Raw genomic sequence first — 19,846 nt, forward strand, 5'->3', positions numbered from 1 at the left:
GTATCGGAGAGTGAAGATGAAAACGATTAAATCCCGTGCGGCCGTGGCCTTTGGTCCAAAGCAACCTCTAGAAGTGGTTGAAGTGGATGTGGAAATGCCTAAAGCAGGCGAAGTCTTAGTCAAAATTGTCGCTTCTGGGGTGTGCCATACTGACGCTTACACCTTATCTGGAGAAGACCCAGAAGGGGTGTTTCCTGCGATTTTAGGCCATGAAGGGGGTGGAATTGTCGAAGCTGTGGGTGAAGGCGTCACGTCACTTGCGGTAGGCGATCATGTAATTCCTTTGTATACCGCTGAATGCCGTACCTGTAAGTATTGCACGTCTGGTAAAACTAACTTATGCCAAGCCGTACGCGAAACCCAGGGGAAAGGCTTAATGCCTGACGGCACCACGCGTTTTTCCTATAAGGGAGAGCCCATTTACCACTATATGGGCACCTCAACCTTCTCGGAGTACACGGTAGTTCCTGAGATTTCATTAGCTAAAGTGCCAAAAGAAGCGCCATTAGAGAAAGTCTGTTTATTGGGCTGCGGCGTTACCACAGGTATTGGTGCTGTGATTAACACGGCTAAAGTTGAAGCTGGCGCTACTGTGGCGATCTTTGGCTTAGGCGGTATTGGTTTAGCGGCGATTATCGGCGCCAAAATGAATAAAGCTAGCCGGATTATTGCCATTGATATTAACCCAAGTAAGTTTGATATCGCCAAAGAGTTAGGTGCTACCGATTTTGTTAATCCAAAAGATTATGACAAACCGATCCAAGAAGTGATTGTAGAAATGACTGATGGCGGTGTGGACTATTCATTTGAATGTGTCGGTAACGTGCAGCTAATGCGTGCTGCGCTTGAGTGTTGTCATAAAGGGTGGGGTGAGTCGACCATTATTGGAGTGGCGGGTGCGGGCCAAGAAATCAGTACGCGTCCATTCCAGCTAGTGACTGGCCGCGTATGGCGTGGCAGTGCGTTTGGTGGTGTAAAAGGTCGCACTGAATTGCCTAACTACGTAGAAAAAGCTCAGAACGGCGAAATTCCACTGGATACCTTTATTACCCATACCATGGGACTGGATGAAATTAATGAAGCCTTTAAATTAATGGAAGAAGGTAAAAGTATTCGTAGCGTGATTCATTTTTAAGTCGCTCGTTTGAGAAATGAAGCGCTGCTGAGTTAAGTGACTAAGCAGCGCTTTAAAAGCACATTCTTAGCCAGGTAAGGCGTTAATGTTTGGGGGAACAGTATGTCTTTAGAAAAACTTAGTTCTAACCTTTGCTTTGGTGGCGAGCATCATCGTTACCGTCATCAGTCCAGTACCCTTAATTGCTCCATGGAGTTTGCAGTATTCTTGCCGCCACAAGCGCTGCAAGGTGAAGCTTGCCCAGTTTTATACTGGTTGTCTGGCTTAACCTGCACCGATGAGAACTTTATGCAAAAAGCCGGAGCGCAACGCGTCGCTGCTGAGCTGGGTATTATCATTGTGGCGCCTGATACCAGTCCGCGCGGTGAGCAGGTGGCCGATGATCCTGAAAAGGCGTGGGATTTTGGCTTAGGTGCAGGTTTTTATCTCAATGCAACCGAGCAGCCCTGGCAGGCCCATTACCAAATGCATGATTATGTGGTGCAGGAATTACCAGCGCTAATTGAGCAGCAGTTTAAGGTAACCGATAAGCGCGGTATCAGTGGCCACTCGATGGGCGGGCATGGAGCGTTAGTTTGCGCGATGCGGAACCCAGGACGTTATCAATCGATCTCGGCCTTTGCTCCAATTAGCAATCCAATCAATTGTCCTTGGGGTGTAAAAGCATTTAGTCACTATTTGGGCGAAGATCGTCAAACATGGGAGGCGTGGGATGCCTGTGAGCTACTAGCTCAAGCTACAGAAAAGCTTCCGACCTTAGTGGATCAAGGCACGGCGGATAGTTTTTTAACGACTCAACTCAAACCCGAGGCGCTAGTTAAGGCGGCCGAGCAGGTGGGGTATCCGCTGAAGTTACGCCTGCAAGAAGGCTATGATCATAGCTATTATTTTATTGCTAGCTTTATTGAAGATCACTTGTACCATCATGCAAAGCATTTACGCTAAGTTATTGGTTTAGTCGGTAAGCGTCTAGACAGCTAGGCGCTTTTTTATTGTCTATTCTAGGGTTTGAGGTTAGCCATCTTGAAGCATCGAACATTACTGACTGCCGAAGGCTACGATAAATTAAAAAACGAACTCAGTTATCTAATACGTGAGCATCGTCCTGAAATTACCCAAATAGTCTCTTGGGCGGCGAGTTTAGGAGATCGTTCAGAAAATGCCGATTATCAATACAATAAGCGAAAATTAAGGGAAATTGATCGGCGTATTCGCTATCTCACTAAATTATTTGAGGTGGCTGAACGAATTGAGTACCACCCCGTGCAAGAAGGTAAGGTATTTTTTGGTGCTTGGTGCGAGCTAGAAAACGATCAGGGAGAAAGTTTGACCTTTAGAATTGTGGGGGATGAAGAGGTGTATGGTGAAAAAAACTATATTTCTCTTAAGTCACCTATGGCTAAGGCGTGCTTAGGTAAAACCTTAGATGATGAAGTTATCGTGCGTACCCCTAGTGGTGAGGCGCATTGGTATATTGTTGGCATTCGTTACGCTTAATTCGTTGCTTGCTGGCGCTGAGGGGCGGACCATAGCTGTTGGGTGTAGGAAGTGGGCGGGAGTAGGGTAATGAAAAGTTGTGTTTACGGTTTGTTTGGCCTTAGCAGCTTAAGTTTATTGGGGTGCAGTACAGTAATGCCTTTAAGCCTGCATAGTTTGCCTGATCCGCAGTATCAATTTAACTACACCGCACCTGTATTGGTGCAAGCAGAGGGTCAAGGGGCTGAAGCATTAAAAGCGCGTTATTATTTACCCAAAGTGGCTGACGGTCTTCGGCAGCTTGGCTTTCAGCAGGTAATGGTCGCTAGCGCTCAGCAGTCTGTAGATAATGTGCAGCTTATTTTCCGACTGAGTGTTAGCACAGAGCAGCAAGCCTATAGCTATCAGGCTACGGATTATGGTTATACCCATACTGAATACTTCAGTCACTGTTACACTGATGAGCAAGGTGTGCGTGCATGCAGCCAAAGTGCTCGCCCAGTTTACGGCCCAGTCGGTACCTCCGAGCGAGTAGGCTACACTCGCTATTCCGAATTTAAATTAACTGGAATTGATCCTGCGAGTCAGCAAACAGTACTTAGCGTGATTGCCAGCTCAAGTAACACCCAGTGTAAAGATAAAAAAGTTGAAGACTTTTTGGTCGAGCGAGCGTTGGGCTATGTCGATCTCAGTCAGCGGCAAGAGCTGGCGTTTAAAGTTAAAATGCCAGAAGGCTATTCCTGCCAGTAATGGCGGCAACAATAGCCTTAGATTGCTTAACGCAAGTCTGGTGCAGCTAAAGGCTCGCCCTCATAACCAACGACTTGGCCGAAGTGATCGGTTTCTTTCCAAAGCTGGATGAACTCTAACACTTCGGTTTTATTACGTGCGACAAAATTCCAGTACAGCATGATTTCTTCAGTAAAGGGCTCACCGCCAATTAGAATGATTTGACTGGCCTCTAACACTGCTAAATCAATCTGGCTTCGACCTTTTCCTAAATACAGCAAAGTGCCCGGTTGTAATTGTTGATCTTCTACTCTGGCACTGCCGGTGAGTACCGCAATGCCATACTCAAATGCTGGATTAAGTGGCAAGTTAAGGGTGGTCGCTGCTTGGCTCGTAATATCAGCGCCGAGCAGTGGAGTATGCACTGCAACGGGTGAAACGTGACCGAACATTTCCCCTATCAGTAACGTTAACTGGGCTTGTTCCAATGCAACCTTAGGTAGCTCTGGGTAATGCTCAAATGCGGGCTCGATAAAGCGTTTTTCATCTGGTAGAGCTATCCAAAACTGGGCCAGTTGTAATTGCGGCGAACGTTGCTCTGGGGACTCTTCAGAGTGAGAAATTCCACGGCCGGCAGTCATCAGATTAACTTGGCCTTGGGTGAGCAACTGTTTTACTCCAAGACTGTCACGATGCAAAATTTCGCCTTCGATCATCCAACTAAAAGTTTGCAAGCCTGTATGAGGATGTGGCCCAACACGTACCCCGGAGCCTTGACTTACATCAGCGGGACCGGCGTGATCAAAAAAACACCAAGCACCGATCATGCGCTGCTGGCGGTGGGGTAATAAGCGGCGAATTTTCATTCCTTCGCCCAGCGTAGCCTCCCGCGCGGTTAAGGCTAAAGGCGGAGTGATCTGACTATGATGCCGACATTCAGCGTATTGTTCTGGGGTCATATGGATAGATGAACTCATCGGTTACTCCTTAATCCTGACAGGCGGTGATTGTGTCATTGAGCGTACACTAAAAAGCATCACAGTAGGCAAGCCACTGTGATGCTGAGTTAGCACAGCACTAATTAGCTATTGTGTTGTAAAGTGTCGTCGCGGCTTTGAATTAAGTTGGAATAGGCCGGTAAATGGCCTGCCAAAATACCACCAAAGCCTTCAATGTCATTACGCCAATCGCGATGCAGTTCACAGCCTACGCCAAACCAGCTCATTAATTGTACGCCAGCCGCTGACATACGATCCCAAGCGGCATCACGGGTGGTTTTATTAAAGGTGCCCGATGCATCGGTGACCACAAACACTTCATACCCTGCTTCAATGGCAGAAAGTGCTGGGAAAGCCACACAGACTTCAGTGACGACACCGGCAATAATCAGTTGTTTTTTACCGGTTGCTTCAACTGCTTTAACAAAGTCTTCGTTATCCCAGGCATTGATTTGACCAGGGCGGGCAATGTAAGGCGCATCTGGGAAGGCACGCTTTAGTTCTGGAACTAAAGGGCCGTTAGGGCCTTGCTCAAAGCTGGTCGTTAAAATAGTCGGTAATTCAAAAAAGTTGGCAATATCCGCTAATGCCATAACGTTATTTTTAAATTCGTCGGCATTAAAATCACGGGCTAAAGACAGTAAGCCTGCTTGGTGATCCACTAGCAGAACCGCAGCGTTATCTTTATCTAAACGTTGGTATTGAAATGACATATACACCTCGCATCATCGAATCACAGGGATTGAATTAGTTACGGTGATGCAACTAATTCAACTTCAGCATCGATAGTAGTTAACCTTGTAGCTCAAGATTAGAGGGTTAAATAAGGACGGACTGTTTTAATGATGGAACGCTAGAAGCTCCTTAAATAGCAAACGCTAACGCTTGGCATGAGTCAGCAGCCTAAACTAGGCTACTCCCTTTATTTATCCCTGGCGTAAGGTTTGCATTGGGCTGGTATTAAGTACTTTACGGGTTCCTAAACTACCGGCAGTTAAAATCACGACCGCGCCTAACAGCGGCACTAACAGTAACCAAGGATGCGGAGACCAAGTTAAATCAAAAGCATAACGGTACAGCACCCAGCTGCTGAGCTCGGTGCCAAGCCAAGCTAAGCTGCCACTGATAAAACCAATTAAGGCAAATTCGTAGCGTCTCGTTTTGACTAGCAAAGCCCGCTCGGCACCTAACGCCCTGAGTAAGCCTGCTTGCTGAGTGCGTTCAGCTAAGGTGCTTTGTAATCCGGCAAATAACACGGTTAAGCCTGCAGCCAAAACGAACAGTAAAATAAATTCTACCGCTAGTGTGACCTGCGCCAGAATACTGCGGAGTTGTTCAATAATAGCGTCCACTTGCAGCAGAGTAACACTTGGGAACTGCTGATTTAGTGCTGCCAAATCCTGTTGCTCGTCAGCGGCTAGATAAAAGCTGGTTATCCAGGTGAAGGGAAGCTGGTTTAGGCTATCGGGTGAAAAAATCACAAAGAAATTAGGTTGCATACTGTTCCAATCAACCGATCTTAAGCTGGTAATGGTAGCTGTTTTCTCAACCGCGCCAAAGGTAAAGGTTAAGCGATCACCTAGGATTAGGCCTAAACGCTTAGCAAACTCTTGCTCGACTGATATTTCTGCACCCTGAGCGCTTGCTTGCCACCACTGGCCGCTGGTTATCGCGTTGGCGCTAGGGAGGTGTTCTGTCCAGGTCACGTTAAGGTCGCGCTGCAGACTCTGCATACCTTGTGAGCCTGCTGCCACAAACTCGCTGGCTGGTTGTTGGTTAATCTGACTTAAGCGTGCAGGCAGCATAGGAAACAGCGTTGCTGGCCGAGGATCAAAACGTTGGATATGTTCAGCAAAAGCCTGCTGCTCATGGGGCAAAATATTAATTGCAAAAATATTAGGTGCATCGCTGGGTAATTGGGCTTGCCAGCTATCCAGCAGCTCACCGCGTAATAGAGCAATCAAAGCCATGGATAGCAAAATTAATCCAAACGCCAAGACTTGACCAATTGCAGCAAGTGGCTTGCGCAATAACTGACCAAAACCTAAGCGCCATGCCAATTGTCGTGTAGCGAGTAGCCGACGCAAGCTTGCTAAGCTAAACCAGACTAAGCAACCGAGCACTGTCGCTGCCACAAGTCCACCGCCTAATAAAGCTAGGGTTAAACTCCAATCTAAACTAAGCCGCCACATCAGTAGCATTACGGAGAATAACGCTAAGCCATAAATAAAGAGCTGGCTAGCTGCAGGTGGCATCGCAGATTGGCGTAATACCCGAATGGGCGGTACGCGACCAAGGGCTAACAGTGGTGGTAAAGCAAAACCAAATAGGGTAATGAACCCAGTGCCCATGCCAGTCATAGAAGGCACAGCAGAAAGTGCGGGTAAGGGAGTATTGAGCAGTTGGCTGAGGGCGGTAAATAATCCTGCCTGAATTGCTATCCCCATTAATGCCCCTAAAACGCCGGCACTTAGCCCTAAAAACAACAGCTGGAATAAGAAAAAAAGCAGCGTATGTGCACGACTTAGGCCTAGACAGCGCAGTAAAGCCGCATGGTCTAAGCGCCGTTGGGCAAAATGATTAGCTGATAAGGCAACGGCTACAGCTGCCAACAAAATGGCAGCCAAACTAGCAAGGTTTAGGTAGCGCTCAGCGCGCAGCAAGGCATTGCTTACTTGCTGATTACTATCATTTAGGTCTTCAAACTGCTGCTGAGAGGTTAGAGTAATGGCTTGCTTATAGGCAGTTAAATTAGTTTCATCTCCGGCCCATAACTCCCGATAGCGCACACGACTGCCCGGCTGAACTACTTGGCTGGCCGCTAAGTCATCTAGGTGCATGATGCCCCGCGGCGTTAGGTTAGCAAAACTAGCACCACGATCGGGCTCATAGGTCAGCGCTCGAGTAGCTTTTAATTGAATAGCACCTAAGTCAACTAGATCACCGACACTGATCTTGAGGGCGGCAAATAGTCTGGGCTCAAGCCAGATTTCACCGGGTTGAGGCGTATCACCTTTAACTTCATTGCCATACACGTCAGTGCTGCTAGCCAGCTCACCGCGGAGCGGATAATGATTACTGGCCGCTTTAACGCTGACTAATTGTAGTGCCTCTTCGCTGGCCAGCATGGTGGCAAACTCGACGGTTGAGGCATGGCGTAATTGATGGGCGACACCGGTTTTAATTTGCGTGGCAGTTGCTGGCACCGTACCAGATAGCACTAAGTCAGCGGCTAAAAACTCGCCAGCCCGTGATTGCATCGCTCCTTGTAGACGCTCAGCAAAATGCCCAACCGCGCTGCTCACGGCAACCGCAATTAATAGGGCAAAAAATAAAACCCGAACTTCGCCGGCTTTAGTTTCACGCAATAATTGTCGCAGAGCTAAGAAAAATACCGCCAACATGGACTGAGGCATCACTCGGCTACCTGCTGGCCAGCGTCTAAGCGTAACTGCTGCTGGCAGCGCTGGGCTAATTGTTCATCATGGGTAACAAGGACCAAAGTCGTGCCTTGCTCTTGGTTTAAGGCGAAAATCAGATCACTAATATGTTGGCCTGTTTTGCTATCCAAGTTACCGGTAGGTTCATCGGCAAATAAAATTTGTGGGCGCGCGGCAAAAGCGCGAGCAATGGCAACTCGTTGCTGTTCACCACCAGATAGTTGGCGGGGGGTGTGTTTAGTACGGTGAGCTAATCCAACTCGTTGCAGAAGTTCTAAGGCCTGTTGCGCTGCATTATTTGTCCCTGCTAGCTCCAGTGGCAGCATCACATTTTCTAATGCGCTCAAGGTGTCCAGTAATTGAAACGCTTGAAATACAAAACCCACATGGGCTGCGCGAACCGCTGCCCGCTGATCCTCATTCAGTGTTTCAAGCAGGTGGCCAGCCAGCTTGACCGAGCCTTGACTTGGCGTATCTAAGCCGGCCAATAAGCCCAACAAGGTTGATTTACCTGAGCCAGAACTGCCAGTAATAGCTAAACTATCGCCTTGATTAAGACTAAATGAGATGTTTTGCAGAATGTTCAAACTGCCTTCTTCGGTAGTCACATCTTGGTAAAGTTGGCGTACAGTCAAAATCTGTTCAGACATGGAGCACTCAATGAAAAAGTGGTTAAGCAAGATTGCGCTAGTAGTTTATTTAGCGGTTGGATTAGTCAGTGCCGCGTTTGCGCAAACAGTGTTAGTGGTAGGGGATAGTATCAGTGCCGCTTACGGACTGGAAACTCAGCAGGGCTGGGTTGCCTTGTTAGAGCAAAAAATTAAGCAAGCAAATATTTCAGCCAGGGTCGTAAATGCCTCAATCAGTGGCGATACCACGGCCGGAGGCTTACAGCGTTTACCGCAGTTATTAGCTGAGCATCAGCCAAGCTTGATGGTGTTGGAGTTGGGGGGAAATGATGGCTTGCGCGGTTTATCGCTGGATGCTATGCGCGCTAATTTACAGCAGATGATTGAGTTGGCGACAGCGCAACAGGCTCAGGTAGTGCTGTTAGGTATGCAGTTGCCGCCCAACTATGGGCCGCGCTATACGCAAAACTTTGCCAAGGTCTATCAGCAGCTGGCAACAGAGCATGAGATTAGGTTAGTACCGTTCTTTTTAGAGGGGATAGGTGGTGTAGCGGGTATGATGCAAGCCGATGGGATTCATCCCGTGGCAGAGGCGCAGCCGATCTTGTTGGCTAATGTGTGGCCTATTCTAGAGCAGGTATTAATGCCTTAAGCGTTTATCGCGGCTGAGTTAACGCTTGACTGACGATGGCGCAGTCAAGCGTTTGGTAAAGCTAGTCGAGAACGTGCCAGTTTCCATTTTCCCCTTGCACAAAATGCACCTGACTTTGCTTAGTTGATTCGCCTAATAATGGCGCCTTAGTGGTGACGGCAATCTGGCAGGTATAGCCGGCAGCGGGTTTGGCGTTGTGGCAGCTGAGTTTTTCTACCTTAAGTACTTCAAGCTTTGCCTCATTGCCTAAAAAACCAGTGGTGAGGTTATTTAGTTGTTGTAACTCTTGCTCGAGCGCTTGTTGCATTTGGCGGCTGTTGGGCTCTGAACTACAGGCGCTGAGTAACAACCCGCTGCAGCTCAAGAGGGCTAGCAGTAACGATCGCTGATTTAACATGCTGTATTCCTTAAAAGTATTCAATGATTATAAGCGCTGGGGATTGATTTTATCAGCCCACTGATTGACAGCATGCAATAAGTGGGCCTCATCAACTTGTAGCAATTCGCCTTGTTTGAGCAGCTGCTTGCCATTGACCCAAACGTGCTTAACCTGGCTGCTATTACAGGTATAAATTAGCTGGGAGACAGGATCATACACCGGTTGCTGGGCCACTCCTGATAGATCAACAGCCATAATATCGGCCTGTTTACCCAGTTCTAAACTGCCAGTTTGGGTATCTAGATTCAGCGCTTTGGCGCCATTTAAGGTAGCCATGCGTAATGCTTGGTGGGCATTAAGGCTAGTGGCAGAGTGGGTAGTCACCTTAGCCACGAAAGCAGCACTACGAGATTCGCTAATCAGATCCAGATCATTATTGCTGGCGGCACCATCGGTACCCAAGGCAACATTGACTCCTGCCTCGAGTAATCGATTGACTGGGCAAAAACCGCTGGCTAGTTTTAGGTTGGATTCAGGGCAGTGAATAACTTGGGTTTGTGTGGAGACTAATAAGGCTAAGTCTTCTTCATTTACTTGGGTCATGTGCACGGCTTGAAATTGTGGACCAAGCAATCCTAGTCGCTGTAAACGTGCGAGCGGTCGCTCTTGATAACGAAGTAAACTGTCTTTAATTTCCGTCTGGGTTTCGTGCACGTGCATTTGGATCGGCGCATCAAGTTGATTGGCGATCATAGCGATTTGCTTAAGCGCATCGTCGTGCACAGTGTAGGGAGCATGGGGACCAAAGCCAATGTGTAAGCGTGGATGATGGCGCAGCTCATTAAATAAAGCGATGGTTTGTTGAATCGAGTCATCTAGATCACGGGCTCCGGGCGCCGCAAACTCTAACATGGGTACGGTAATTTGCGCTTTAATGCCACTTTGATGGACTTCATCGCAGGCAATTTTTGGATAAAAGTACATATCGGAAACGCAGGTAATTCCGCTTTTTACTTGCTCGGCTAACGCCAAGCGGGTTCCAATGCGGACAAAGTCTTCATCCACCCAGCGCGCTTCAGCTGGCCAAATATGGTTTTCTAGCCAAGTATGTAACGCCAGGTCATCGGCCAAACCTCTAAATAAGCTCATGGCAGCATGCCCATGGGCATTAATTAAGCCAGGAGTCAGTAACATATTGGGTAAATCAATACGTTGTTGTGTGATGCGCTTGCTGGCCTGCTCGAGCGGCTCTAAGCAGGCAATTACGCCATCTTTAATACCCAGCGCATAGTTTTTAAATACCACTCCAGCCGGCTCAACAGGGGCAATCCATGTTGGCACCAGTAATAAGTCCAGAGAGGTTTCGGGCATAGTGGGGCTTCCTAAATCAAGATAAAAATAAAGCCAGAGCAGTTATTGCTAGGTAGTCATTACTCGTCTTTTCCCCTCTGAAAATCAGGGGGTAGAGCATCAGAGTTGCTAAGACGAGGCGGGTAAGGGAGAGGGCACATTTAAAGAGTAATTTTTTAGCTAAATGCACAAAGCCTCAAACCAGCCTCCTACTAAAAACGACCAAGCGTTATGAGCAGGCGTGGTTTGAGGCTTTAAAGGTGCCGCAAATAGTTTAAATTATTTATTTAAACTATCTACCAGTGCTTTAGCTGCCACTAGCTTAACCACTTTTTTTGCTGGAATTTCAATGGTTTTTCCAGTTTGTGGATTGCGGCCAGTGCGGGCGCTACGTTCCGCTGCTTTGAGTTTACCAACGCCAGGTAGGGTGATTTCGCCATCATTTTCTAAGGCGTCTTGGACGATTTGCGCTAACTGATCGAGCATTGCACGTGCAGTGGTTTTCGTTACTTCGGTAGATTCTGCGATTTCACTAATGAGTTGGTCTTTAGTCAGTGCCATAGATCTAGTTCCTTGTGTTCAATAGTAAGCGGCATTAACCGCCCAGATAGGCTTTTTTTACATCTTCATTGGCTAATAAATTAGCGCCTGAATCTTCTAAAACAATGTGACCATGCTCCATCACATAGCCACGATCCGCTAGTTTGAGCGCCTGATGCGCGTTTTGTTCCACGAGAAAGATAGTAACGCCTTCCTCACGTAACTGCTCAATAATCTGGAAAATTTGCTGGATGATAATAGGTGCCAGTCCCAGAGATGGCTCATCCAAAAGTAAAAGCTGTGGCTGGCTCATCAAAGCACGGCCAATGGCGAGCATTTGTTGTTCGCCACCGGACATGGTGCCCGCGCGCTGTTGAAAGCGCTCTTGAAGCCGTGGAAAGAGTTCAAGAACATGGGCTAAACGGCGCTGGCGCTCATCTTTGTCATCACAAAAAAAAGCGCCCATGGCAAGATTTTCTTCAACCGTTAGCCGAGCAAATACTCGGCGTCCTTCGGGCACAATGGCTAAGCCTTTACGCATAATCTGCGCAGTGGAGTAGCGAGTTATGTCTTCACCTTGATAAATCACTTGTCCTGATTGGGCTTGAGGATCGCCGCAGAGTGTCATCATTAAGGTGGTTTTACCGGCACCATTGGCACCAATAAGCGTTACAATTTCGCCTTGCTTAACCTTCACGGTAACATTATGCAATGCTTGAATTTTGCCGTAATAGGTATTGATATTGCGCATTTCTAACATGATTATTCCTCACCTAAGTACGCTTTAATCACGTCAGGGTTGTTTTTGATCTCATCCGGCGTGCCGTCAGCTAACGGGGTACCTTGGTTAATCACAAAAATACGATCTGATAGATGCATCACTAGCTTCATATCGTGCTCAATCAGAAGCACGGTCATTTGGTCTTGGTCACGTAACTCTAAAATCAGCTGTTTTAGATCTTCAGTTTCACTGGGATTTAAGCCAGCAGCAGGCTCGTCGAGCATCAATAATCGTGGTTGGGTGACCATGCACCGAGCAATCTCTAAGCGCCGTTGTTGCCCATAGGCTAGAGTACCGGCTTCGCGATTGGCATGGGCTAATAAATCTACCCGCTCTAACCAGTTAGCCGCACGTTCACGGGCTTCACGCTCAGCGCGGCGGTAGCTAGGAGTGTTAAATAACCCCGCAAGAAAGTGTGTGTTGAGGTGTTGATGCTGCGCAACTAATAAATTTTCTAGCAAGGTCATTTCTTTAAAAAGACGTACATGTTGAAAGGTACGGATCATGCCTTTACGAGAGATTTTATAGCCATTGAGCTGCTGAATAGGCTCGCCCTCAAATAAAATTGTGCCGCCCGTGGGCTGATAGAAACCCGTTAAACAGTTAAAGACGGTCGTTTTCCCCGCTCCATTGGGGCCAATCATCGAGACAATCTGCCCTTTATTAACGGTAAGAGCTACTTGGTTGACTGCCAGTAGCCCACCAAAGCGCATGGATAAATCCTGAACCTGGAGAATTGGCTGGGTCATTGGCGTAACTCCATTTGTGGGCGTTTCATTGGCAATAAACCTTGGGGACGCCAAATCATCATCAATACCATCATCAGGCCAAAGAGCAGCATGCGGTATTCATTAAATTCTCGAGCGAGTTCCGGTAACACAGTCATGGCGATTGCCGCTAAAATCACGCCTAACTGTGAGCCCATTCCGCCTAGTACGACAATGGCCAAAATAATAGCCGACTCGATAAAGGTAAAAGACTCCGGACTAATAAAGCCTTGGCGAGCGGCAAAGAAGCTGCCAGCGAAACCTGCAAAAATTGCACCAATGGTAAAGGCTGAGAGCTTAATGGTGGTGGGGTTTAACCCTAGAGCTCGGCTAGCAATTTCATCTTCGCGAATAGCTTCCCAGGCGCGGCCGATGGGCATGCGCATCAGGCGATTGATAACAAATAAAGTAATCAAAACTAAAACTAATGCTAAAAGATATAAAAAGATAACGCGGTGCCCAGCATTAAAAGCAATACCAAAAAACTCGTGAAACGTTTGACTGCCTTCAGGGGCTTTGCGGCTAAACTCTAAACCAAACAAAGTAGGTTTAGGAATGTTGCCAATACCTCGCGGGCCACCCGTTAAAGACGTGAGGTTGTTGAGTAAAATTCGAATAATTTCACCGAACCCCAAGGTCACAATCGCTAGGTAGTCGCCGCGTAATCGCAGTACGGGAAAGCCCAAAATAAAGCCAAAAAATGCGGCCATCACACCTGCTGCAGCAAGTCCAGTCCAGAAACCGACATCAAAATACATCGCTAGCATGGCGTAAGTATAAGCACCCACTGCATAGAAGCCGACATAGCCTAAATCAAGTAAACCAGCTAAGCCCACCACAATATTCAGCCCTAAGCCCAGCATCACATAAATTAATACTAAGGTGCCTAAGTCAACTTGGCTGCGGTTAGCGATAAAAGGAAAAAGTATTGCAGCGGCAATGGCAAAGCACCAAAACAAAACAACCAGCGGCTTATTTTTACGCAGCGCTGCCAGTGGCTTGTCTGCTGAAGGCAAACGAGGCAGATGTTGGCCGAGGCCAAACAGCAAATCTTTAAACAGGTTAAAACAAAAAATAAAGCCAGCAGCTAGGCTGAGTGTCCACCAAGTGCTGGTTTCAGCCCCTACGAGGGTTAATTGGGTGCCCACTTGAGTTAGGCGCACGCCCAGTAGTAGGCCGCCTAAGACAAACACTACGACCGCGGAAAACAGGGCCGCTTTAATAGGTAAACGCATTAGACTTTCTCCACTTCAGGGCGGCCTAAAATACCGGAAGGTCTAAATAACAAAATAAGGATGAGTAAACTGAAAGCCACGACATCTTTATATTGGCTGCTGAAATAGCCTGAGGTCATGGCTTCAGTAACGCCTAATACCAATCCACCCAGTACCGCTCCTGGAATACTGCCAATCCCACCCAATACTGCCGCGGTAAAGGCTTTAAGACCTGCCATAAAACCAATATAAGGGTTAACTACACCGTAGTATAAACTGAGTAAAACCCCAGCTACCGCTGCTAAAGCGGCGCCAATAACAAAGGTGATGCTAATGATGGCGTTACTATTGATGCCAAGAAGCCCGGTCATTTTGATGTCTTCGGCACAGGCACGGCAGGCACGACCAGTGCGTGAGCGTGAAATAAACCAACTCAGCGCCAGCATGCTGATTAAGGTAGTAACAAAAATAATGCCCTGCATATAAGACAGGCTGGTGTGATAGCCCTCAGGATCGCCTAAGGTCCAGCCGCCAGAAATTAAGCTAGGCATTGCTATATCGCGCGCACCTTGGGCGATACGAACAAAGTTTTGCAGTAAAATTGACATCCCAATGGCTGAAATCAGTGGAATTAAGCGGTTGCTGCCGCGAAGCGGGCGATAAGCGACACGTTCAATACTAAAGCCGTAGGCAGAGGTCACAATAATACTGATGGCAAAGGCGGCAAAAATCAGTAGTGAGACGCTTTCAACGCCCAGCATCGCCAGCCCAGTCAGCACAATAAAGGTGATGTAGCTGCCGATCATATACACTTCGCCATGGGCAAAGTTAATCATGCCAATAATGCCGTACACCATGGTGTAACCAATGGCAATCAGCGCATAGGTACTGCCAAGGGTTAAGCCATTGAGCAGTTGCTGAATAAAATAAAAAAAAGACTCGCCCATAACAACAACCTTAACTAAGTGGTAAGAAGGGGGCTCCCTTCAACTCCAAAACTGCAGCTCAGTGGGGCTGAGCTGCAGGGGTGTTACCTAGTGTGACGCAGAGTGGAATTACTCTGTTTTTGCCGTTTTACTGCCATCGGCGTGCCACTCATACACCACAAAGTTAAAGTCTTTTAAATCACCCTTTTCGGTGAACTCAAGGGTGCCAGTTGGCGTATCAAAGCGGCCTTGGCGAATTGCTTCAGCCACTGTTTCTGGGTCATCACTCTTGCTGGACTTCATCGCATCAGCCATTACTTGAACCGCAGAATAAGCTGGGAAGACAAAGGCACCACTAGGATCTTGTTTTTTAGCTTTAAAGGCCGCTACTAAATCAGCGTTTTTAGGGTCTTGGTCAAAAGCTTTCGGTAAAGTGACCAGCATTCCTTCGGAAGCTTTACCCGCAATGGCAGTAATATCGCTATTACCTACGCCTTCAGGACCCATAAATTTGGCATTGAAGTTATTTTCTGCCGATTGACGCAGCAGCATGCCCATTTCTGGGTGGTAAGAACCAAAGTAAACAAAGTCGACGTTTTCTTTTTTCATCTTAGCGATTAACGCGGAAAAGTCTTTATCACCTGCAGTCACCCCTTCAAAAAGAGCGACCGGAATTTTAGCTTCGTCTAAGGCGTGCTTTACCGCAGTAGCGATGCCTTCACCGTATTGCTGCTTATCATGTAACACGGCTACCCGCTGCGGTTTGACCTGCTCGACAATGTATTTGCCAGCAGTGGGGCCTTGCATGTTATCTAACCCAATGGTGCGAAAGATCATGCTATGACCGCGCTCGGTGAGCTCTGGAATCGTAGAGGCAGCGGTAATCATTAAGATACCTTCTTCGTCATAAATATCAGAAGCAGGTTGGGTTGAGCCTGAGCACAGGTGACCGACTACAAACTTCACGCCGTCATTAACAATTTTGTTAGCCACCGCGACCGCTTGTTTGGGGTCACACGCATCGTCATACACCACTGCCTGCAGCTGTGAGCCATTCACGCCACCGGCTTGGTTAATTTGCTCGATCGCCATATTGGCCCCCATCGCCTGCATATCACCATACTGGGCAACAGGGCCTGTCACGGGGCCAGCTAAGGCAATTTTGATTGGATCAGCAGCGAGGCTGTAATGGGCAAAGCCTGCCATAGCCATTGCGGCTAATACGTGAGTGACGCGTTGAGTTGGCTTACGCATAATGTTTCTCCACCTTGTTTAATTTGTTCTTAATCCTTGGTTAGCCCTCAGGAGTGCACGGGCACTCTAATAAGAGGTAACGTTGCAGCGAGTGTATGCAACTTGTTTAGCAAGGGGAACAAGCCATAAGTCATAGGCTCGGCAAAAACCTGGGTAAGGCTAAAAAAAATCAGAAAAAGGCAGGGTTAAGCGCTTGGCTTAGTCGATAGTCTTAGAGGATAAAGTAAATTGTCGGGCAGATTGCTAAGGAGCGGCTAGCCTGCAATGGTATTTGTGCGCGATGGCAAGTGCAGACAAGGGAGAAAGGAGGGTGTTTAGGGCTGACACTGAGCGAGCAGTGCCAGTCTCCAGAACTCAAAAGTGGGTGCGGGTTAATCGTTCCAGCCGCCCATTTCTTTCCAGCGATTAACAATGCCGCAAAATAAGTCGGCGGTTTTTTCGGTATCGTAGCGCGCATTGTGTGCTTCTCTGGCATCAAAGCTCATGCCCGCAGCATCACAGGCTTTAGCCAGCACTGTTTGACCGTAAGCCAATCCAGCTAAGGTAGCAGTATCAAAACTAGAGAAGGGATGGAAAGGATTGCGTTTAATACCACAGCGTTCAGCAGCGGCATTGACGAAGCCTAGGTCAAAGTGACTGTTGTGGCCGACTAAGATTGCTCGCTTACAGCCACTGCTTTTGAGCGATTTGCGTACGCTTTTGAAAATCTCTGCCAGCGCGTGCTCCTCACTGACCGCCATCCGTAGCGGATGATCAAGCTTAATGCCGGTAAAATCGAGCGCTGCTTGTTCGATGTTAGCCCCCTCAAAAGGCTCTACACGATAAAACAACGTGTGCTCGGGGTAGAGCTGACCGTCTTCATCCATATTTAAAATGACTGCAGCAATTTCTAGTAGAGCATCAGTTGCACTATTGAATCCGCCAGTCTCCACATCAATCACGACCGGTAGATACCCACGAAAGCGATTGGCCAACGCAGTTTTTTTATTGGTGCTTTTTTTTGGCTCAGGGGTTTGGGCGTAGTCTTCAAAAGAGTCAAAGTCAAAATCTTGGCTCATGCCTGAGTCTCCAATACCCGCCAGTTAATCGCCTCACCGGCTTTTAATGGAATGACTTGGGTGCCTGAAAACGGTAGGCTGGTAGGTGCTGTCCAGCTGTCACGCACTAAGGTGATGTGGTCAGTATTACGTGGTAAACCGTAAAAGTCAGGACCAAACAAGCTAGCAAAGCCTTCGAGCTTGTCCAGTGCGTTGCGTTGTTCAAAGGCTTCAGCATATAACTCAATCGCTGCATAAGCGGTGTAACAACCGGCACAGCCACAGGCATTTTCTTTGGCTGATTGCGCGTGGGGGGCGGAGTCAGTACCTAGGAAAAACTTAGGGCTACCGCTGGTAGCGGCATCTAATAGCGCTTCTTGGTGGGTATTGCGCTTAAGAATCGGCAAGCAGAAGAAGTGCGGACGAATACCACCTACGAGCATGTGGTTACGGTTGTATAGCAAATGATGCGCAGTGATAGTGGCGGCAATATTGCTGCCAGCTTCGCTAACAAATTGAGCCGCATCCGCGGTGGTAATGTGCTCAAAGACAATTTTAAGCTGCGGAAAACGCGCTACCAGTGGTAACAGTTTTTCATCAATAAATTGTTTTTCACGATCGAAAATATCTACGTGTTGATGAGTGACTTCACCATGCACCAATAATGGCATGCCCACTTCACTCATGACTTCTAAAGCAGGGTAGATATTGGCTAAATCACTCACGCCTGAATCTGAGTTAGTGGTTGCGCCAGCAGGATATAACTTGGCAGCAAAAACGAAACCAGAAGCAGCCGCTTGTTTAATATCTTCAGCACTCGTTTTGTCGGTGAGATACAGCACCATCAGTGGCTGAAAAGTATTGCCTGTTGGACGCGCAGCAAGAATGCGTTGGCGATAGCTATCTGCCTCTGCTGCATTGCGTACCGGTGGAACCAAGTTGGGCATAATGATAGCGCGCGCAAATACGCGAGCCGCGTCGGGCACCGTTTGCTGTAAGGCAGCGCCATCGCGCAAGTGAATGTGCCAGTCGTCTGGACGCAACAGGGTAAGGCGATCAATCATGAAAATTTCCAATCCAATTCAACGTGGGCTAATCCTACCTGAAAAGGCTTTTTTCAGCATCCGCAAATAAAGGAATTGCTTTATTTAATCGATAAACCGCTGAACTCTGTGCTTAGCCCCTATAAAAAAAAGCTGATCAGCAGTAGAATCAATGCTTTATTCAATCGTAATCCTTTGGAGCTGAAGGCATGACAGACGTTAACAAGGTGGTTCTAGCCTATTCAGGCGGTCTAGACACTTCGGTCATTTTGAAATGGCTGCAAGACACCTATAACTGTGAAATAGTCACTTTTACCGCGGACTTAGGTCAAGGTGAAGAAGTTGAGCCGGCGCGTGCAAAAGCAGAAGCGCTTGGTGTTAAAGAAATCTATATTGATGACTTGCGCGAAGAGTTCGTGCGTGACTTTGTCTTCCCGATGTTCCGAGCTAACACCATTTATGAAGGCGAGTATCTATTAGGTACTTCAATTGCTCGCCCGCTTATTGCTAAGCGTTTAGTTGAAATTGCCAATGAAACCGGTGCCGATGCCATTTCCCATGGTGCAACTGGTAAAGGTAACGACCAAGTACGTTTTGAGCTAGGTGCTTACGCGTTAAAACCAGGGGTTAAAGTGATTGCGCCATGGCGTGAGTGGGATTTGTTATCCCGCGAAAAACTGCTCGCTTATGCTGAAAAGCACAATATTCCGATTGAGCGTCATGGTAAAAAATCCCCTTATTCGATGGATGCTAACTTACTGCACATCTCCTATGAAGGTGGCGTGTTAGAAGATACTTGGTCTGAGCACGAAGAAGATATGTGGCGCTGGAGTGTTTCTCCAGAAAACGCACCGGATACCCCAACCTACTTAGAGCTTACGTACCGCAAAGGGGACATTGTTGCCATTGATGGTAAGGAAATGACACCAGCCCAAGTATTAACTTACTTAAACAAAGTGGGTGGTGATAATGGTATTGGCCGTGTAGATATTGTAGAGAACCGTTACGTGGGTATGAAAGCACGTGGTTGCTATGAAACTCCTGGCGGTACTATTATGCTGAAAGGCCATCGTGCGATGGAGTCAATCACCCTAGACCGTGAAGTGATGCATTTAAAAGATGAGCTAATGCCAAAATATGCCTCACTGATTTATAACGGTTATTGGTGGAGCCCTGAGCGTCATATGTTGCAACAAATGATTGATGCTTCGCAGGCCAATGTAAATGGAGTGGTTCGTTTAAAACTGTATAAGGGCAATATTATGGTGGTTGGACGTAAGTCTGATGACTCATTGTTTGATGCAGCGGTAGCCACTTTTGAAGATGATGCGGGTGCATACGATCAGCAAGATGCTGAAGGCTTTATTAAGCTAAACGCTTTACGTTTACGTATTGCCGCTAGCAAAGGTCGCTCACTGCTATAAGTGTAAAATTAAGGTAGTGTAGTCCAAGCAAAGCCCCTTAATTTGGGGCTTTGCTGTTTAGTATGAGGAGAA

The 19,846-nt window shown here is 47.5% G+C and carries 20 protein-coding genes; 6 read left to right on the top strand and 14 right to left on the bottom strand.

Translation table 11 applies throughout. The features are described 5' to 3' along the window. The first annotated feature begins 16 nt into the window (after positions 1–16). From AKN87_RS02130 to AKN87_RS02145, 4 genes are all read left to right on the top strand, one after another. Complete coding sequence (locus AKN87_RS02130; RefSeq protein ID WP_053099439.1) at positions 17–1,135, top strand: S-(hydroxymethyl)glutathione dehydrogenase/class III alcohol dehydrogenase; 1,119 nt, start codon at positions 17–19, stop codon at positions 1,133–1,135. A 102-nt stretch (positions 1,136–1,237) separates the two neighbouring features. Then, a complete protein-coding gene (fghA, locus tag AKN87_RS02135; protein WP_053102304.1) occupies positions 1,238–2,080 on the top strand; it encodes an S-formylglutathione hydrolase in 843 nt (280 codons plus the stop codon). Positions 2,081–2,158: 78 nt separating this feature from the next. Continuing rightward, positions 2,159–2,632: a transcription elongation factor GreB gene (gene greB, locus AKN87_RS02140; protein ID WP_053099441.1), complete on the top strand. Its 474-nt coding sequence runs from the start codon at positions 2,159–2,161 to the stop codon at positions 2,630–2,632. A 69-nt stretch (positions 2,633–2,701) separates the two neighbouring features. Then, on the top strand, positions 2,702–3,361 hold the full coding sequence (locus AKN87_RS02145; RefSeq protein ID WP_053102305.1) for a hypothetical protein: 660 nt from the start codon (positions 2,702–2,704) through the stop codon (positions 3,359–3,361). Between the two features lie 26 nt (positions 3,362–3,387). On the opposite strand, the gene AKN87_RS02150 is transcribed toward AKN87_RS02145, so the two are convergent. The 4 genes from AKN87_RS02150 to AKN87_RS02165 all read right to left on the bottom strand — a co-directional run bounded on the left by AKN87_RS02150 (position 3,388) and on the right by AKN87_RS02165 (position 8,428). Next, on the bottom strand, positions 3,388–4,317 hold the full coding sequence (locus tag AKN87_RS02150; protein WP_231692612.1) for a pirin family protein: 930 nt from the start codon (positions 4,315–4,317) through the stop codon (positions 3,388–3,390). A gap of 104 nt (positions 4,318–4,421) precedes the next feature. Further along, positions 4,422–5,051, bottom strand: coding sequence for an isochorismate family cysteine hydrolase YcaC (ycaC, locus tag AKN87_RS02155; protein ID WP_053099443.1), 630 nt, complete (start codon positions 5,049–5,051; stop codon positions 4,422–4,424). Positions 5,052–5,264: 213 nt separating this feature from the next. Then, a complete protein-coding gene (locus AKN87_RS02160) occupies positions 5,265–7,754 on the bottom strand; it encodes an ABC transporter permease (protein WP_053102306.1) in 2,490 nt (829 codons plus the stop codon). Continuing rightward, on the bottom strand, positions 7,754–8,428 hold the full coding sequence (locus AKN87_RS02165; protein ID WP_053102307.1) for an ABC transporter ATP-binding protein: 675 nt from the start codon (positions 8,426–8,428) through the stop codon (positions 7,754–7,756). Before AKN87_RS02165 ends, AKN87_RS02160 begins: the two co-directional genes overlap by 1 nt. 10 nt (positions 8,429–8,438) lie before the next feature. On the opposite strand from AKN87_RS02165, the gene AKN87_RS02170 reads away from it, so the two are divergent. Next, entirely contained in the window at positions 8,439–9,059 is a 621-nt protein-coding gene (locus tag AKN87_RS02170) for an arylesterase (RefSeq protein WP_053102308.1), read from the top strand. A 61-nt stretch (positions 9,060–9,120) separates the two neighbouring features. Here AKN87_RS02170 and AKN87_RS02175 read toward each other — a convergent pair whose 3' ends face one another. The 10 genes from AKN87_RS02175 to pyrC form a co-directional block, all read right to left on the bottom strand. Further along, positions 9,121–9,456, bottom strand: a complete 336-nt coding sequence (locus AKN87_RS02175; RefSeq protein ID WP_053102309.1) for a hypothetical protein — start codon at positions 9,454–9,456, stop codon at positions 9,121–9,123. 27 nt (positions 9,457–9,483) lie between these two features. Then, on the bottom strand, positions 9,484–10,809 hold the full coding sequence (locus AKN87_RS02180; RefSeq protein WP_053099448.1) for a TRZ/ATZ family hydrolase: 1,326 nt from the start codon (positions 10,807–10,809) through the stop codon (positions 9,484–9,486). Positions 10,810–11,067: 258 nt separating this feature from the next. Further along, a complete protein-coding gene (locus AKN87_RS02185) occupies positions 11,068–11,349 on the bottom strand; it encodes an HU family DNA-binding protein (RefSeq protein WP_053099449.1) in 282 nt (93 codons plus the stop codon). 34 nt (positions 11,350–11,383) lie between these two features. Next, the gene (locus tag AKN87_RS02190; protein WP_053102310.1) at positions 11,384–12,088 is read right to left on the bottom strand and encodes an ABC transporter ATP-binding protein; all 705 of its coding nucleotides are present in this window, start codon (positions 12,086–12,088) and stop codon (positions 11,384–11,386) included. A 2-nt stretch (positions 12,089–12,090) separates the two neighbouring features. Further along, positions 12,091–12,858, bottom strand: coding sequence for a high-affinity branched-chain amino acid ABC transporter ATP-binding protein LivG (gene livG / locus AKN87_RS02195; RefSeq protein WP_053099451.1), 768 nt, complete (start codon positions 12,856–12,858; stop codon positions 12,091–12,093). Beyond that, a complete protein-coding gene (locus AKN87_RS02200; RefSeq protein ID WP_053102311.1) occupies positions 12,855–14,111 on the bottom strand; it encodes a high-affinity branched-chain amino acid ABC transporter permease LivM in 1,257 nt (418 codons plus the stop codon). The genes livG and AKN87_RS02200 overlap by 4 nt, the downstream gene beginning before the upstream one ends. After that, on the bottom strand, positions 14,111–15,037 hold the full coding sequence (livH, locus tag AKN87_RS02205) for a high-affinity branched-chain amino acid ABC transporter permease LivH (RefSeq protein WP_053102312.1): 927 nt from the start codon (positions 15,035–15,037) through the stop codon (positions 14,111–14,113). The genes AKN87_RS02200 and livH overlap by 1 nt, the downstream gene beginning before the upstream one ends. Positions 15,038–15,145: 108 nt before the next feature. Next, on the bottom strand, positions 15,146–16,270 hold the full coding sequence (locus AKN87_RS02210) for a branched-chain amino acid ABC transporter substrate-binding protein (protein ID WP_053102313.1): 1,125 nt from the start codon (positions 16,268–16,270) through the stop codon (positions 15,146–15,148). A 371-nt stretch (positions 16,271–16,641) separates the two neighbouring features. Next, positions 16,642–17,328 (bottom strand): ribonuclease T, encoded by a 687-nt coding sequence (gene rnt, locus AKN87_RS02215; protein ID WP_053102314.1) that lies wholly within the window; start codon positions 17,326–17,328, stop codon positions 16,642–16,644. Further along, positions 17,325–18,371, bottom strand: coding sequence for a dihydroorotase (pyrC, locus tag AKN87_RS02220; protein WP_053102315.1), 1,047 nt, complete (start codon positions 18,369–18,371; stop codon positions 17,325–17,327). Before pyrC ends, rnt begins: the two co-directional genes overlap by 4 nt. 188 nt (positions 18,372–18,559) lie before the next feature. Here pyrC and AKN87_RS02225 point away from each other — a divergent pair, with 188 nt between their 5' ends. Then, positions 18,560–19,774: an argininosuccinate synthase gene (locus tag AKN87_RS02225; RefSeq protein WP_053102316.1), complete on the top strand. Its 1,215-nt coding sequence runs from the start codon at positions 18,560–18,562 to the stop codon at positions 19,772–19,774. The last annotated feature ends 72 nt before the right edge of the window (positions 19,775–19,846 follow it).

Origin of the sequence: Thiopseudomonas alkaliphila, assembly GCF_001267175.1 — a bacterium.
Classification (GTDB): domain Bacteria; phylum Pseudomonadota; class Gammaproteobacteria; order Pseudomonadales; family Pseudomonadaceae; genus Oblitimonas; species Oblitimonas alkaliphila.

Coding starts and splice junctions, on each gene's coding strand:
- pyrC (WP_053102315.1), bottom strand. CDS start 18,371: ATGATTGATCGCCTTACCCTGTTGCGTCCAGACGACTGGCACATTCAC.
- AKN87_RS02185 (WP_053099449.1), bottom strand. CDS start 11,349: ATGGCACTGACTAAAGACCAACTCATTAGTGAAATCGCAGAATCTACC.
- livH (WP_053102312.1), bottom strand. CDS start 15,037: ATGGGCGAGTCTTTTTTTTATTTTATTCAGCAACTGCTCAATGGCTTA.
- livG (WP_053099451.1), bottom strand. CDS start 12,858: ATGACCCAGCCAATTCTCCAGGTTCAGGATTTATCCATGCGCTTTGGT.
- AKN87_RS02160 (WP_053102306.1), bottom strand. CDS start 7,754: ATGCCTCAGTCCATGTTGGCGGTATTTTTCTTAGCTCTGCGACAATTA.
- AKN87_RS02180 (WP_053099448.1), bottom strand. CDS start 10,809: ATGCCCGAAACCTCTCTGGACTTATTACTGGTGCCAACATGGATTGCC.
- rnt (WP_053102314.1), bottom strand. CDS start 17,328: ATGAGCCAAGATTTTGACTTTGACTCTTTTGAAGACTACGCCCAAACC.
- AKN87_RS02170 (WP_053102308.1), top strand. CDS start 8,439: ATGAAAAAGTGGTTAAGCAAGATTGCGCTAGTAGTTTATTTAGCGGTT.
- AKN87_RS02200 (WP_053102311.1), bottom strand. CDS start 14,111: ATGCGTTTACCTATTAAAGCGGCCCTGTTTTCCGCGGTCGTAGTGTTT.
- AKN87_RS02190 (WP_053102310.1), bottom strand. CDS start 12,088: ATGTTAGAAATGCGCAATATCAATACCTATTACGGCAAAATTCAAGCA.
- AKN87_RS02150 (WP_231692612.1), bottom strand. CDS start 4,317: ATGAGTTCATCTATCCATATGACCCCAGAACAATACGCTGAATGTCGG.
- AKN87_RS02130 (WP_053099439.1), top strand. CDS start 17: ATGAAAACGATTAAATCCCGTGCGGCCGTGGCCTTTGGTCCAAAGCAA.
- AKN87_RS02145 (WP_053102305.1), top strand. CDS start 2,702: ATGAAAAGTTGTGTTTACGGTTTGTTTGGCCTTAGCAGCTTAAGTTTA.
- AKN87_RS02210 (WP_053102313.1), bottom strand. CDS start 16,270: ATGCGTAAGCCAACTCAACGCGTCACTCACGTATTAGCCGCAATGGCT.
- AKN87_RS02165 (WP_053102307.1), bottom strand. CDS start 8,428: ATGTCTGAACAGATTTTGACTGTACGCCAACTTTACCAAGATGTGACT.
- AKN87_RS02175 (WP_053102309.1), bottom strand. CDS start 9,456: ATGTTAAATCAGCGATCGTTACTGCTAGCCCTCTTGAGCTGCAGCGGG.
- AKN87_RS02225 (WP_053102316.1), top strand. CDS start 18,560: ATGACAGACGTTAACAAGGTGGTTCTAGCCTATTCAGGCGGTCTAGAC.
- fghA (WP_053102304.1), top strand. CDS start 1,238: ATGTCTTTAGAAAAACTTAGTTCTAACCTTTGCTTTGGTGGCGAGCAT.
- ycaC (WP_053099443.1), bottom strand. CDS start 5,051: ATGTCATTTCAATACCAACGTTTAGATAAAGATAACGCTGCGGTTCTG.